The sequence below is a fragment of the Bradyrhizobium sp. Tv2a-2 genome (genome assembly GCF_000472425.1).
Classification (GTDB): domain Bacteria; phylum Pseudomonadota; class Alphaproteobacteria; order Rhizobiales; family Xanthobacteraceae; genus Bradyrhizobium.
Map to the genome: position 1 here is coordinate 47,127 of NZ_AXAI01000020.1, position 12,260 is coordinate 59,386.

Consider the following 12,260-nt stretch of genomic DNA (forward strand, 5'->3'; position numbering starts at 1 on the left):
CGCAACCGCGGGCTACGAGCGGTTCTGCTCCCGCTCCGAGTTTGCTGTCAGCGCCCGCTGGATATGTTCGGCTTCCTCCTTTGTCAGACTAGCTGCCGGATTGGTCCCGACCAGTGCCGGGCCCTTGCGTTCCCGATCGTAAACCATCCAGCCCTTACAGCCCTGGCGCACGAGAAATCTTGGCGCAGAAGGCGCCTCGTTGCTCATCCGGCCTGCCTCTATTTGTCCAATCGGAGAAGAACACCTTAAGCTGAAGCAAATTCCCGCCAACTTGAGCGGCGCTGTGACCTGTCTGCTCGATCGCAGGCCAGGAGGGCGCGGAGGGAAGCCGCTGTCGCCGAGGTGACGATCCCGGAAGCTACCAGCGCTTCAGCCTCGCGCAAATTTTGGACGCGGGTCGTCGAGCACCAACCATGAAGCGCCGGCGCTGGCACGGGAAGCGCAATCGCCAAAGGTTAGCCGCACATGCCAGACGGCTGAGGCGGCTCACATCAGGAAGCCCGCCGGTCCCATGCGGAGGGCTTCTTTTTCGGCCGCAGCATCACCTCGGCGGGTGCAAATCGCCCTGAAGCCAGCGGCCAAGGGCTTTGGAATGCAACGGATCTTCGTATGCGGCCAAGCTAGCAAGCACGCGACCACAAACGGCGCATTGAAACGTATGCAGGTCCACGCCTGGGCGCTCTGGCTCGATACTGACCAGCATCATCCGCGCTTTGCACGTCGGACATGCGGGGCGTTCAAATGCAGCCGGCGGAATGGCGGACGACAGGGATTGAGGTTCGCGCATGATGCCTCCCTTGGAATAGGCGGGAGCACAACGCTCTCTTGCAACAAGTATGCGCCGCAGAAATCTCAAACGCGAGTTAATTCCCGTAGGGTGCCGATCATACCAAGAAGCGGTAACGGGAGCAGTTCGGCCGCCGTTGTGAAATCATTGAAGCGAGTGAAACGGAAACAGCCCCGCCGCCGCAGGGCCGCCTCTCTCCGCCGAGCACAGGGACGGATGGTCTGAAAGCCCTAAGAGGCGCAAACCCAGCTCGATGAGTGGGAAAAGCCGACCAGCATCACTGTCCTAGTTCGCTTTGCGGACGGCACCAGCCGTGGAATCTGGATCAGGGTGAACAAGGAGGCGGCTTCGCCCGTCGCCGAAGGCGCTGGAATGGAACAAAAATATCAGTTCCGAGTTATGGAAAACTCGGGAGGGATCCCATGGAACAGATAACGCACTGCCCCAAATGCGGAAAGCGACGGGTCCCGGTTGTCACCTTGTCCGGCCGGACCGACCTCCAATGCATAAGCTGTGACGACCCCGCTGTGAAATGGGCTGAGAGTCCGCGTATGGCCCCCGAGAAGCCTATCGTTGCGAAGGAGCTGACGCCGCGCGCGGCCGAGAAGCAACCACGCTCGCGCTCGGAACGCGGACCGGCGGCTCGGTAGATTCAGAAGAGGGCTTTCGTGCGTGGGATGGGCTTCGGTCCCGCGCTCAATCCCGAACGTCAGGGTCGAATCTTCTGTCGCGAACGAGATCGATCGCCTGGGGCAAACACGGCGCAAGTCTCGCCCAATGGGTGATCGCCGGCTGCCAATCGGTCAGCCGCGGTCGCAAAAAGCCGGATATCACCCGAAAGGCGTCGCCGGTCCAATATCCGATCGCAACCTCACTTTTGCCGATCAGCTTGAGGCTTGGCGGCTGGCCGGCTGCCGACAGGATCAACAGCAGGCGCTCGTTTGCTGGTGGGATTTGAAGCGGATAGGCGTTCCATTCGATTGTCTGTAACGTTCGCTGGGTCACGGCCGAATTGCTCTCTGACGGCTGACGCGGTGCTGGCACAAGTCCGGCTACAGCAGCGGTGCGAGGCTTTGTCCCGCGTCCTCTCGCACAGGAAGCAACCCGCTAGTGCCGGCCTGCGCAGGGTCGAAGGCATCCACATCATCAAGTCGGCGCTGCAACTTTCCTGATGGCGAGGCAGATCAAGTCCGCTGTTCAAGCTCGCGCTTCTGGTTGGGAATTGCGCGCCACCTTCTATTCCCGTCCATCCCCGTTTTGGGGACAATCATTGGACAGGCGGATCTGTCCCACTAAGCTATTGATTTTATTGGCGCTCCCTAGCGGAATCGAACCGCTCTCTCCACCGTGAAAGGGTGGCGTCCTAACCGATAGACGAAGGGAGCAAAACGCGTGAGCCGCGACCTCGGTTTCGCAGCGTTCGCGCAAAGCTTTGGCAAAACACCGGCAAATCGTTGCTTTGAGACCAAGATCCGCCGGGCCGAACGACCAGCGGGCTCCACCGCGCTGGCCATCGGATGCGCGAACGTATAGTGGCGTTTGGGCGGAGGGGCAAGCCGCCCGGAAGTAGCGTAGCGTCGCTGCCCACAGCGACGATTTTCTCTTGAGATATCAACGGTTTTTTAGAGTTCTTGGGATACGGCATGTCGCTTCGGGAGCACGGCGAAGATGGGACCCTCCAAAAAACGGGAAGCCCGCAAGCGGTTGGGGCAACAAGCCTGGATCACGCTCGATGGCGGATTCGCCGCGCGGCAATGCGTGGTCGATGACATCTCCAGTGCTGGCGCGCGGATCACGCTAGGGGAGGCGATCGCGCTGCCTGCGACGCTCAAGCTCGCCTTTTCGCGCGATGCCCGGACCGGCCACACCTGCCAGGTGGTCTGGCGCCGGGGCAAATCCGCCGGCGTGAAGTTCGTGCGGTAGATCTTCATTCCAGGGCGATGCGAAGCATCGAACCCGGAATGATCTCATCAATTTTTCACGACATCGGAGGCGCGATGAATTTCACAAAGCCCGGGCGCTCGCCGACCAGCGCGAACCAACGCTCCAGATGCGGCTGTTTCGGCCGCGCGATGCCTTCGACGCCGAACCAGCGTCGCGCGTAGGCGCCAAGCGCGATGTCGGCGATGGAAAAATTGTCGCCCTCGATAAAGCGCCGTGTGGACAGATGATGATCGGCGATGCGCCATACCTCGGCTTCTGCGTCGGCATCCTTCTGGATCGCAGCCATGTCGCGCTGCTCCGGTGGGGTGCGCACGAGTGCCCAGAAGACCGGACGGTCGACCGGCTGCAATGTGGAGAGCGTCCAGTCGAGCCAGCGATCGATCGCGGCTCGCCGCTGCGGCTGCTTCGGATAGATCGGCAGGTCCGGCCGGTGCTCCATGCAAAGATAGCGCATGATGGAGTTGGACTCCCACAGCGCATAGTCGCCCTCGACTAGTGTCGGCACCCGTGCGTTGGGATTCATCGCGAGATAGTCCGTCTCTCGCGTGCGGCCATATTGCATGCCGGCATCGATGCGCTCAAAGGGCAGGTCCAACTCGGCGAGGCACCAAAGCACCTTCTGCACATTGACTGAATTGGCCCGACCCCAAATCGTGAGCTTGCTCATGCTGCTGCCTCGTTTCCTTCATTCGATGGCTCTTAGAGCCTGCGGCGTAAAAACGCAAAATGCAAAGAGGCTCCGTTTTTCAACGGAGCCTCTTGTGCCGTCCGGCGATCAGGAGAGCCCAGCGGCCGAACGCCGCGCCGAGAGCGCGGTGGCGACCGGAATCAGCACACCAAGCAACCGGAGCAGGGCGGGCGGCATGTTACCAGTGGCCGGTGTTGGGCATGGAGAGCCAGGGCTCGGCCGGCGCTTTCGGCTCGCCCTTCTGCAACAACTCGATGGAATGCAGGTCGGGCGAACGGACGAAAGCCATGTTGCCGTCGCGCGGCGGGCGGTTGATGATGACGCCCATTTTCATCAGCCTGTCGCAGGTGGCGTAGATGTCGTCGACCTCATAGGCGAGGTGGCCGAAATAGCGATCCTCGCCGTATTTCTCCTCGTCCCAATTGTAGGTCAATTCCACCAGGGGCGCGCCGCGGGTGGAAGGCTGCTTCTTGAGCGCCTCAAGGTCCTGGGGCGCACACAGAAACAGCAGCGTGAAGCGGCCCTTCTCATTGTCGATGCGGCGGACCTCCTTCAGCCCCAGTGCATCCTGGTAGAACTTGAGCGCGACATCGAGCTTGCGCACGCGCAGCATGGTGTGGAGAAAACGCATTTTCTTATCTCCCTGAGAACATTGTAAGATTTTTGAGCCGGGTCGGGCATGGCGGGGCACTAATTAGCAGCAAAACGCACCAGGGGGCAGGGTGTTGCGTGTCAATTGCCTGTCAGGTGTCCCACGTGTCGTCCAGGGATGGCGCAGGCCCGAATCCCGGTCTCCGCTCTCTGCAAAGACCATGTCTCAGCCTCACGGCCTCTTGTGACGAGCTAGGGCAAGGTCGACCGGGCCGGCCGCCCTTCGCCCCGGGTAAATTACGTGTGCCCGGCAAACCACATCTGACGTTCATTTTCAATCGATCGCGGGGGCGCGATTGAAGATGAATTAACGAATCAACTAGACCGGATGTGGGGCTGGGAAGCGGAGTACAGTAATGAGAGTCGCTTCCATGGAGAGTATCCTTGTGGTGGCCACGCTGGTCTCGGCCATCACCGTTGTGCTGTGGGGGATCAAGATCTTTTACGGCACATAGAACAGGCAGGCGCTGCTGTTGGGCAAACCCCAGTCTATCGGGGTTCGCGACGGGGGCTCCGTTCCGCGGCGGCGGAAGCCTGCTGTTCTCTCTTCCGCTGCCCTCCGGTGCCGCGGGCTTGTGCCCACCCTTGGAGGGGACCTCTGCGGGCTGGTATCGCGAACGGTTTCGCTTCGCGCAGTTCATCTTCGAGGCGCTCAGGCGTTGAAAATATTGCCGAAAAAATTTCTGCGGTCGCCGCATCGACAACGGCTTGCGAAAATCATTGACGTCGAATCGAACGCAGCCCAAAGATCGCGTCGACGACATCACCCACGGTTCTGAGTTTGTTGTTCGGCCCGCCGCTTCGATCCTCGGCGCGGCCGCAGGACATATTTTGCTTAAGGCTCCCATGCATTTCGGTGTCTATTTGATGATCGCAGCGCTCGTTCTGATGGGCGTGGAGGTTGGCTATGCGCTCTATCAACTCGCGAGTCTTATGCTTTAGATGCTCACCTCGTCTCCGGCACGGCCTCGCACCCACACGCGATGCCTAATGGCGCGTTACGGAACCGGCGATAACGCTATTCAATTAGGTTAAGATCCAAATCGCGTTGCGGTTGTGAGCGGTTGGCGTAAGGGAGCGTCATGGTCCCTTCGTTCCACACCGCCGACCGGCAGACTTACCGACGCGTGGTTATCATCGGCGTGCTGTTTTGCGCCGCCTTCGTGACGATCAGTTTTTCGCTGCGGCCTCAGAACGAGGAGACGCGGGTGCTGGTGAAGGCCGACCGGCTCATTCGTACCGCAAGCGATCAGCAGCCGGCCAACTGAGGCCGCCGTCTTGGCGACTATGTGCGGCTGCGGTCGCTCGACGTTGGCGCGGACCGGTTGTACGCTCAACCCTCAGGGGAGGGCGCGACGGTGCGGAATGGGCTTTACTCCATTCACATTCATATGCTCGACGGCGTACAGGGTCGCGATAGTGGCGTCATCATATTGCGCGACGGCAAATTGATTTCGGGCGGTCCCTATTTCTGGTCGACCGGGACCTACACCAGCGGCAACGGAACCTGGAAGGGGCAACTCGTCACCAATCAGCACACCTCGTTTGAGGATCCCTATGTGCGCCCACTGTTCGGCGGCCAGGAAGTCGCGAGTGGCTTTTCGGGGACCTTTGCCGGCGACGAGGCGGAGGTGTTCGGGACAACACTGGTCGGCGCGCGCAGCCTCAGCTTCCACGCGACCTTGAAGCGGCTAGCGGATATTTAACGGACTAACGCCGGGCGGCTTCATCGTCCTTGCGAGGCCCTTTGTGCCATATCGCAAGCCCGATAAAGCCGGCAAAGCCGACGAGGTCGAGCAGGATTTCCAGCCAAGGTGGCACGATTGCATTCCGACAACAGCCAAAAGTAATGCGACAACGGTATTTACCGCTCGCGCAAAATAGGTAACAACGCACAGTCTCGTGTTGTTCCCTCCCTCGCATGCGTTTCTGTCAAGCAATCCCGCCAAGGTTCCCGCAGCCGGCGGCGACCGATGGACGCAGTTCCTGCCGCAACCATCGCCCAAAGTTTGCGTTGGTGACCCAAGGCCTTAGCGAGAGAGGAGCAAGACATGACACGGACACTGGCAGTTTTGGCGACCGCCGCCACGTTGGGCGCGACGACCTTGGCTGCGCCTGCACAGGCGCATTGGCGCGGCGGCGTGGGGCCGGGGCTGGCATTCGGGCTCGCCGCAGGTGCGATCACCGCGGGCGCGATAGCCGCAACCAGCCCTTACTACTACGGACCGGGTTACTCTTACGGCGGGGGGCCGGCCTACTATGCCCCGGGGCCCTACGCCTATTACGGCGGGCCTTACTATTACCGGCACCGCTACTATCGCCACTGGTGAGGCAACAAAGCCCGGAAGCATCGCTTCCGGGCTTCTCTGTTTCTACAAGGATCTCGTCATTGCCAGCCAGGCGTAATGACGGGCCCAGTCACGGCCAGAACGACGGCCGTCCGGTCTTGCGGGCGTTCTCCATAGTGGTCTCGTAATATTCCTCGCGCTCGCGTTCAAATTTTTCCTGCGTGGCGCGGAAGGTTGCAACGCGCGCGGCGATTTCTTCGCGTGCCCGGTTCAGTCGTGCCTGACGATGGCGTTCTTGGCTGGCGCGGTCCTTTTGTTCGGTCATTCCAAACCCTTGTTGTTGGAGTCTTGTTGGAGTCGCATTGGACCCGGTCGTTCTGATCGGCTGTTCGACTAACGTGAGTCGCACCTACTGTACATTCGCATGTCGATTGGGGCGCGAATTGGGAGACAGCTGCGCGAGATTGTGATTGTGATCTTCGTGCGCGCTTGCACGACAGGTCGCATGTCGCGCGTGCTTGGTGGTGGATAAGGCGTGCTCTGTCCCTTGTCCGAAACACGACTTGGCGTTACGCAAAAATTGAGCGAGGTCGCGACGCGATCCGAAGTATTCGATCGATCGGCGGCGCGAAATTTTTGTTGCGTGCCTTTGCGTTGCCGAAGTTCGTGCAAGGGTGTGCGTGAGGCGTGACGACGAGCTTCGACGAACGTAAATCAAAGAGGGCAGTGAAATGGCAAAGATCGATCTTGACGCGTTGAACATCGATGAGCTCGCAAGCCTGCGCGATCGCGCAATCGAAAAGCTTGCCGAAAAGGTTGCGGCGCGCCAGGCGGAACTGGAAGCGGAGCTGGAACGTCTGTCGGCCTATGGCGGAAAGGCCGCCAAGAAGACGCAGACCGCGCCGCCCGCTCCCCGCGCGAAGAAGAACGAGCGGGCCGGTGAGACGGAGCAGGCCAAGCCTCAGGGCGAGGGTACCGTCGCCGAGGCGGCCTGAGCGCTTGAGTGGAGGGTGGGCAAAGGCGCCCCGCGCCGTGCCCACCAACCAGCATGCCGGTCAGTGGGTACGCAACGCCTTGCCGGCCCGACACGGCTTGCAAGACGACATCCGCCGGGCCGTGCTATAGCGATCATGGAAATCTGGATGCGTCGTCCATGATCGCCAAGGACATTCAGAGCGGAGTGGAGCGCCTCGGCGAGATGATCGCTGCGGCGTCCATCATCGTTCCTTTCACCGGCGCCGGCATTTCGACCGAGTGCGGCATTCCCGACTTCCGCTCGCCGGGCGGATTGTGGACGCGCAACCGGCCGATACCGTTCGACGAGTTCGTCGCAAGCCAGGAGGCGCGCGACGAATCCTGGCGGCGGCGCTTTGCGATGGAGGCGACGTTTGCAGCGGCCAAGCCCGGACGCGGCCACCGCGCGCTCGCGTCTCTCTATCGTGCCGGCAAGATCCCGGCGGTGATCACCCAGAACATCGACAACCTGCATCAGCAGTCGGGCTTCGCGCCCGACCGCGTGATCGAGCTGCATGGCAATACCACCTATGCCCGCTGCATCGGATGCGGCAGGGCTTACGACCTGGGCTGGGTCAAGCAGCGCTTTGACGACAGTGGCGCACCCGACTGCACCGACTGTGGCGAGCCGGTGAAGACTGCAACCATCTCGTTCGGTCAGGCCATGCCGGAGGATGCGATGGAGCGCGCCAGCGAGCTTTCGCGCAGCTGCGACCTCTTGATCGCGATCGGATCATCGCTCGTGGTGTGGCCTGCCGCCGGCTTTCCGATGATGGCCAAGAGTGCCGGCGCGCGCCTTGTCATCATCAATCGCGAGCCGACCGATCAGGACGATCTTGCCGATCTGGTGATCCGGCACGATATCGGCGACACGCTTGGTCCTTTCGTCGGGAACTGAAACGCCATTGATTCGCGCCTGTGCAAGCTGTTCATAGGTTCCCGCGAATCTGTTTTTTATCTATGCGACGCAACCCAGAATGTTATCTTTTGATTTAAGAGATTCGCGCGGATTCGTGGCAACGATTCGTTCAAGGCGCGAATTCCGGTACCGTTGCGCGGCGCGGCGGACCACAATGAAGTGTGAGGTCCGGGTTTATGGGGTCGGACGGATTTGAGTCCAAGAAGGGTGCGGGTCCCCTGGTAGGTGGAGCTGGCCCGAATCGTCTTGGACCTGGCGAATATCCGGGTAATGCAGCGCGTGACCCGGCAATGGAAGCGATCTCGGGTTTGGGCGACACTGCGAGCCTGGTCGAGATCACGGGAACCATCAAATGGTTCGACGCCTCCAAGGGGTATGGTTTCATAGTACCCGACAATGGATGGCCCGACGTTCTTCTGCACGTTACCGTGCTCAGGCGCGACGGGTTTCAGACGGCTTATGAGGGCGCGCGACTGGTCTGCGAATGTGTCCAGCGCGCCAAGGGCTACCAAGCCTTTCGCATCCTCTCGATGGATGAGTCCACGGCGATCCATCCGGCGCAGATGCTGCCGCCTCGCACCCATGTCTCGGTCACCGCGACCAGCGGACTGGAGCGGGCGCAGGTGAAGTGGTTCAACCGGCTGCGTGGCTTCGGCTTCCTCACCATGGGCGAGGGCACGCCTGACATCTTCGTGCACATGGAAACGCTGCGCCGCTTCGGTATGACCGAGCTGCGCCCCGGCCAATATGTGCTGGTGCGTTTCGGGCCGGGGTCGAAGGGCATGATGGCCGCCGAGATCCATCCCGAGACAGGCTCCGGGGTCTCGTCGCACTAGCCGCACGGTCGCAGCGCTGGTCAACCGGCCAGCCACGCGCGATGCGCGGCTGTAGCTTGCTGCGGACGCCGCGAGCGTGTATCGACCATGACCGGAACGGGGTATAGCGCAGCCTGGTAGCGCGGCAGTTTTGGGTACTGCAGGTCGTTGGTTCGAATCCAGCTGCCCCGACCAATAAAATCAATCACTTAGCCGGCATTTCAAAGGCCAAATCTTCCCAGTTTTTTCGATTGGGAAGACCATGGGAAGACAATTTGTCGCAGGGGACACGGATGGCGGCATGCGGATTGCTCCGCAATGAAACCATTTTCCCGTAACTACGGAACCATCCTGAAGCCGACGTCTTCTATTTTGCGGACCATTGGTTGCCTCGTTGTCGGCGACACCTCGTCGTTCGCTATCTGCAACAGTCAGGTAAGGGAGAAGACAAATGTTGCGCAATGCTTTCGTGGGTCTCGTAGCCGCTGGCCTTCTGGGCACGGCCTTTATTCCCTCTGATGCACTTGCGTACCGTGGCGGCGGGGCCCGTGTTGGCGCGGTAGGTGTACGCGGCGGCGCGGTTGGCGTCGCGGGTCGTGGCGTGGCCTATCGTGGGGCGGCCTATCGCGGCGCTGCGTGGCGCGGCGGGTATCCATATCGCGGCGCGGCGATTGGGGCCGCAGCAGTAGGAGCCGCGGCAGCCGGCGCCGCCGCTTACGGCTACTACAACAACGGCTACAGCAGCTACGGCTACTACGGTGCCAACAACGGCTGCTACCGCGACCCCTATGGCAATTTGGTCTGCCAGCAGTATTAGCGGTCGCGAATCTAGCGCCATGCGCCGATAAAAACCCGCCGACGCTAGAGCGCCGGCGGGGCAACGGGCATCAAGCTCTTCGGTTCGGTGCGGTGTGAAACCGCAATACTTCAGTACCTTAGACCAGTTGAAATCCGGTTAGCGGCTCAACCGCCGGCGGTGTGTCGCCAGCCGCATGCGGGTCCGCTTCCTGTGCGATTGGCGCCGACGATGGTGACGCGGCTCACGGTCGTCGACCTTGGGATCGGCTATCTCCCGGGCCAGTCAGTCCCTGTGCGTTGAACCTTGGAGGTTAGATGACCCGGATTAGAATTTCCCATAAGTGGCAGACCATTCGCGGGTTGCGTATCCGTATCGTCCACCGGCGTAGAGTTGCGGTCAAATCGGGTTCAAGCATTCTCCGACTTGCATGTCCGGCAAGAGCCACCTGTGGCGGCGCAGGGATATTCGCTCCGATCTGACCGCGGGCAGCATAGTTGATCTTTCAGCCGCCTGCCGTACGTCCGCAGCCACGCGCTTGGGTTGCGGCGATCCCTACGGGATCAGCGATCGATGGGGATACCGCAGTGTTTCCGGTCACATGCAACGAATGCGGACACACGCTTAAAAGCGTCGATGATCGGCCGTGTCCGAAATGCGGTTCCGATCAGGCGACAGTGCACATGGCGGCACGAAGCCAGGGCGCTACCTATGGCGCAGCAACCACACCGATAACCCAAGCAGATTTCATGAAAATCCTGTCTCGGCACACGGAGGCAGGTAACGCGCTTGTTGTCGCTGGCATCGTCGAAGACTGGTTGGAGAAGTTACTGCTCGCGAGGGGGCGGACGATATCCAATACAATGGCAGAGAGGATCTTTGAAGGAATGGGTCCGCTCAGATCCTTCTCAGGTAAGATCGATGTCGCTTACCTCTTCGAACTCATCGACGAAGACGTCGCACGAGATCTGCGCGTCATCAAAGACATTCGAAACAAATTCGCACACACAACCCAATTTGTGCATTTCCAAAGCGAGCACATAGCTAAGCTCTGCCAGAAACTCTCTAACTGGAAGCCGGATAAGGCCAACGAAGAGTGTTACAGAGATCGTGCGCTTGAGTGCGTCAATCTGATCAAAGCGGCCGTCGATCGTCTTCTGTACGCCAGTGCTCTTAAAGAAACTATCCAGGACGACGACGAGGAATAGGTTTCGCCGTCGGCGCCGCGTCACAAGGTCTAGTGGCTTCCCTCACAGCGGCGGAATCATGGGGCATGTCCGACGGCCCGAAGATCACCTTTGCTCAGACGCGCGCCTCCGGCGTGACCAGCGTGCTGGTCTATTGCTCCGGCTACCGCTGCAGCCATTGGAACCGGTTTGGCGCCGATCGCTGGCCGGATGACGTCCGGCTGTCGGATATCGAGCCCAAATTCATCTGTCAGGCTTGTGGTCTCCGCGGCGCCGATGTGCGGCCGGACTGGGATACTGCCGAGCCTCAATTGGTCATCGGGCTGCCTACCGACTCGCATTCTGGCGAGTGATTGCCTATCTTGGACGCCGGTCAGCGGAGTTTTGCGTATGGCCTCGCCCTCGATCGTCCCAAACGACCGGCTCGACAAGGATTTCTACTTCGTCCTGGAGGACTTCACGAGCGGGGCGGCTTTCCGAGAGACCGATGAGAGCATCGACTATCACACGCTGATCACCGACCTGCTCACCGGCCAGTACGACCAGGTGCTGCGGGTTGTCGCATTCAACCCGGTGGAGGGCTGGTCGAGGGACGCTAGCGAAGACATCGCGCACGAGCTGGAGCTTCGCATCAATGCCGAGGAACTTGAGGTCTCGGACAGCTTGCTGGACTTCATCGAGAGCCACACCGGCCGCAGGATAGGCGCGCAGCTCATGCTACCGCTGCCCTGAGGACTCGCAGGAGGGGAACGAAATGAGACGCTTTCAAAAAGCCCTTGTTTTCGCGCTCCTGCTGTCGAGCGGCGGAGCTCTGGTTGCTAAAGAAGTGACAGTTAAGAGCATGCTAGCAGCCCGGATCCGCACCCAAGGGTTTGCTTGTGACAACCCCCTGGAAGCCACGCGCGACACCAAGCTCTCAAAGCCAAACTATGCGGTGTGGGTTCTGAAATGTGACAACGCCACTTACAGGATAAGCCGACATCCCAACTTGGTAGCGAAGGTGGAAAAACTTGAATAGGGGTGGTGGCGCTCGCTACCTTGCGGCACGAGTTACTTTTGAAAGATTGCTTTTTTGGCCTGGTCTCCAAGCAGGCCGATCGCCCCTACCAGAACCGCAATCATCCCGCCATGAACAGGGTGATGAGACGTTCTAAGACCCTCGCCTGCATGA

The 12,260-nt window shown here is 60.5% G+C and carries 17 protein-coding genes and 2 tRNA genes; 14 read left to right on the top strand and 5 right to left on the bottom strand.

The features are described from left to right. Positions 1–1,483: 1,483 nt before the first annotated feature. Positions 1,484–1,792 carry a hypothetical protein gene (locus A3AI_RS0132245; protein ID WP_024519524.1) on the bottom strand — a complete coding sequence of 103 codons (309 nt, stop codon included), beginning with the start codon at positions 1,790–1,792 and terminating at the stop codon, positions 1,484–1,486. 305 nt (positions 1,793–2,097) lie between these two features. After that, a tRNA-Glu gene (locus A3AI_RS0132255) sits at positions 2,098–2,172 on the bottom strand. A 283-nt stretch (positions 2,173–2,455) separates the two neighbouring features. Here A3AI_RS0132255 and A3AI_RS0132260 point away from each other — a divergent pair. After that, a complete protein-coding gene (locus tag A3AI_RS0132260; protein WP_024519525.1) occupies positions 2,456–2,710 on the top strand; it encodes a PilZ domain-containing protein in 255 nt (84 codons plus the stop codon). A gap of 55 nt (positions 2,711–2,765) precedes the next feature. On the opposite strand, the gene A3AI_RS0132265 is transcribed toward A3AI_RS0132260, so the two are convergent. Continuing rightward, positions 2,766–3,398 (bottom strand): glutathione S-transferase family protein, encoded by a 633-nt coding sequence (locus A3AI_RS0132265; protein ID WP_024519526.1) that lies wholly within the window; start codon positions 3,396–3,398, stop codon positions 2,766–2,768. Between the two features lie 199 nt (positions 3,399–3,597). Next, positions 3,598–4,050: a VOC family protein gene (locus tag A3AI_RS0132270; protein ID WP_024519527.1), complete on the bottom strand. Its 453-nt coding sequence runs from the start codon at positions 4,048–4,050 to the stop codon at positions 3,598–3,600. Positions 4,051–4,778: 728 nt separating this feature from the next. Here A3AI_RS0132270 and A3AI_RS0132280 point away from each other — a divergent pair. From A3AI_RS0132280 to A3AI_RS43800, 4 genes are all read left to right on the top strand, one after another. After that, the gene (locus tag A3AI_RS0132280) at positions 4,779–5,012 is read left to right on the top strand and encodes a hypothetical protein (protein ID WP_156928034.1); all 234 of its coding nucleotides are present in this window, start codon (positions 4,779–4,781) and stop codon (positions 5,010–5,012) included. A gap of 140 nt (positions 5,013–5,152) precedes the next feature. Continuing rightward, a complete protein-coding gene (locus A3AI_RS0132285) occupies positions 5,153–5,338 on the top strand; it encodes a hypothetical protein (protein WP_024519529.1) in 186 nt (61 codons plus the stop codon). Between the two features lie 90 nt (positions 5,339–5,428). Continuing rightward, positions 5,429–5,776 (top strand): GrlR family regulatory protein, encoded by a 348-nt coding sequence (locus A3AI_RS0132290; RefSeq protein WP_024519530.1) that lies wholly within the window; start codon positions 5,429–5,431, stop codon positions 5,774–5,776. 345 nt (positions 5,777–6,121) lie between these two features. Further along, on the top strand, positions 6,122–6,400 hold the full coding sequence (locus tag A3AI_RS43800) for a hypothetical protein (RefSeq protein ID WP_036050271.1): 279 nt from the start codon (positions 6,122–6,124) through the stop codon (positions 6,398–6,400). 88 nt (positions 6,401–6,488) lie between these two features. On the opposite strand, the gene A3AI_RS0132295 is transcribed toward A3AI_RS43800, so the two are convergent. Continuing rightward, positions 6,489–6,683, bottom strand: a complete 195-nt coding sequence (locus A3AI_RS0132295; protein WP_024519531.1) for a hypothetical protein — start codon at positions 6,681–6,683, stop codon at positions 6,489–6,491. A 406-nt stretch (positions 6,684–7,089) separates the two neighbouring features. Here A3AI_RS0132295 and A3AI_RS0132300 point away from each other — a divergent pair, with 406 nt between their 5' ends. From A3AI_RS0132300 to A3AI_RS0132340, 9 genes are all read left to right on the top strand, one after another. Further along, positions 7,090–7,353 carry a hypothetical protein gene (locus A3AI_RS0132300; RefSeq protein ID WP_024519532.1) on the top strand — a complete coding sequence of 88 codons (264 nt, stop codon included), beginning with the start codon at positions 7,090–7,092 and terminating at the stop codon, positions 7,351–7,353. Between the two features lie 158 nt (positions 7,354–7,511). After that, complete coding sequence (locus tag A3AI_RS0132305; RefSeq protein WP_024519533.1) at positions 7,512–8,270, top strand: SIR2 family NAD-dependent protein deacylase; 759 nt, start codon at positions 7,512–7,514, stop codon at positions 8,268–8,270. A gap of 197 nt (positions 8,271–8,467) precedes the next feature. After that, positions 8,468–9,127 carry a cold-shock protein gene (locus A3AI_RS0132310; protein ID WP_024519534.1) on the top strand — a complete coding sequence of 220 codons (660 nt, stop codon included), beginning with the start codon at positions 8,468–8,470 and terminating at the stop codon, positions 9,125–9,127. Positions 9,128–9,224: 97 nt separating this feature from the next. Then, positions 9,225–9,301, top strand: a tRNA-Pro gene (locus A3AI_RS0132315). Positions 9,302–9,557: 256 nt separating this feature from the next. Further along, the gene (locus A3AI_RS49510) at positions 9,558–9,923 is read left to right on the top strand and encodes a hypothetical protein (RefSeq protein ID WP_024519535.1); all 366 of its coding nucleotides are present in this window, start codon (positions 9,558–9,560) and stop codon (positions 9,921–9,923) included. Positions 9,924–10,585: 662 nt separating this feature from the next. After that, entirely contained in the window at positions 10,586–11,110 is a 525-nt protein-coding gene (locus tag A3AI_RS0132325) for a hypothetical protein (protein ID WP_036050274.1), read from the top strand. A gap of 65 nt (positions 11,111–11,175) precedes the next feature. Beyond that, entirely contained in the window at positions 11,176–11,442 is a 267-nt protein-coding gene (locus A3AI_RS0132330) for a hypothetical protein (protein ID WP_024519537.1), read from the top strand. Positions 11,443–11,479: 37 nt separating this feature from the next. Beyond that, complete coding sequence (locus tag A3AI_RS0132335) at positions 11,480–11,821, top strand: hypothetical protein (protein ID WP_198030258.1); 342 nt, start codon at positions 11,480–11,482, stop codon at positions 11,819–11,821. A gap of 22 nt (positions 11,822–11,843) precedes the next feature. Further along, positions 11,844–12,107 carry a hypothetical protein gene (locus A3AI_RS0132340; RefSeq protein ID WP_024519539.1) on the top strand — a complete coding sequence of 88 codons (264 nt, stop codon included), beginning with the start codon at positions 11,844–11,846 and terminating at the stop codon, positions 12,105–12,107. The last annotated feature ends 153 nt before the right edge of the window (positions 12,108–12,260 follow it).

What these genes read in the sequence shown, in the direction of transcription:
- A3AI_RS0132260 (WP_024519525.1), top strand. Translation starts at nt 2,456, where the DNA reads ATGGGACCCTCCAAAAAACGGGAAGCCCGCAAGCGGTTGGGGCAACAA.
- A3AI_RS0132265 (WP_024519526.1), bottom strand. Translation starts at nt 3,398, where the DNA reads ATGAGCAAGCTCACGATTTGGGGTCGGGCCAATTCAGTCAATGTGCAG.
- A3AI_RS0132270 (WP_024519527.1), bottom strand. Translation starts at nt 4,050, where the DNA reads ATGCGTTTTCTCCACACCATGCTGCGCGTGCGCAAGCTCGATGTCGCG.
- A3AI_RS0132285 (WP_024519529.1), top strand. Translation starts at nt 5,153, where the DNA reads ATGGTCCCTTCGTTCCACACCGCCGACCGGCAGACTTACCGACGCGTG.
- A3AI_RS43800 (WP_036050271.1), top strand. Translation starts at nt 6,122, where the DNA reads ATGACACGGACACTGGCAGTTTTGGCGACCGCCGCCACGTTGGGCGCG.
- A3AI_RS0132295 (WP_024519531.1), bottom strand. Translation starts at nt 6,683, where the DNA reads ATGACCGAACAAAAGGACCGCGCCAGCCAAGAACGCCATCGTCAGGCA.
- A3AI_RS0132300 (WP_024519532.1), top strand. Translation starts at nt 7,090, where the DNA reads ATGGCAAAGATCGATCTTGACGCGTTGAACATCGATGAGCTCGCAAGC.
- A3AI_RS0132305 (WP_024519533.1), top strand. Translation starts at nt 7,512, where the DNA reads ATGATCGCCAAGGACATTCAGAGCGGAGTGGAGCGCCTCGGCGAGATG.
- A3AI_RS0132310 (WP_024519534.1), top strand. Translation starts at nt 8,468, where the DNA reads ATGGGGTCGGACGGATTTGAGTCCAAGAAGGGTGCGGGTCCCCTGGTA.
- A3AI_RS49510 (WP_024519535.1), top strand. Translation starts at nt 9,558, where the DNA reads ATGTTGCGCAATGCTTTCGTGGGTCTCGTAGCCGCTGGCCTTCTGGGC.
- A3AI_RS0132325 (WP_036050274.1), top strand. Translation starts at nt 10,586, where the DNA reads ATGGCGGCACGAAGCCAGGGCGCTACCTATGGCGCAGCAACCACACCG.
- A3AI_RS0132330 (WP_024519537.1), top strand. Translation starts at nt 11,176, where the DNA reads ATGTCCGACGGCCCGAAGATCACCTTTGCTCAGACGCGCGCCTCCGGC.
- A3AI_RS0132335 (WP_198030258.1), top strand. Translation starts at nt 11,480, where the DNA reads ATGGCCTCGCCCTCGATCGTCCCAAACGACCGGCTCGACAAGGATTTC.
- A3AI_RS0132340 (WP_024519539.1), top strand. Translation starts at nt 11,844, where the DNA reads ATGAGACGCTTTCAAAAAGCCCTTGTTTTCGCGCTCCTGCTGTCGAGC.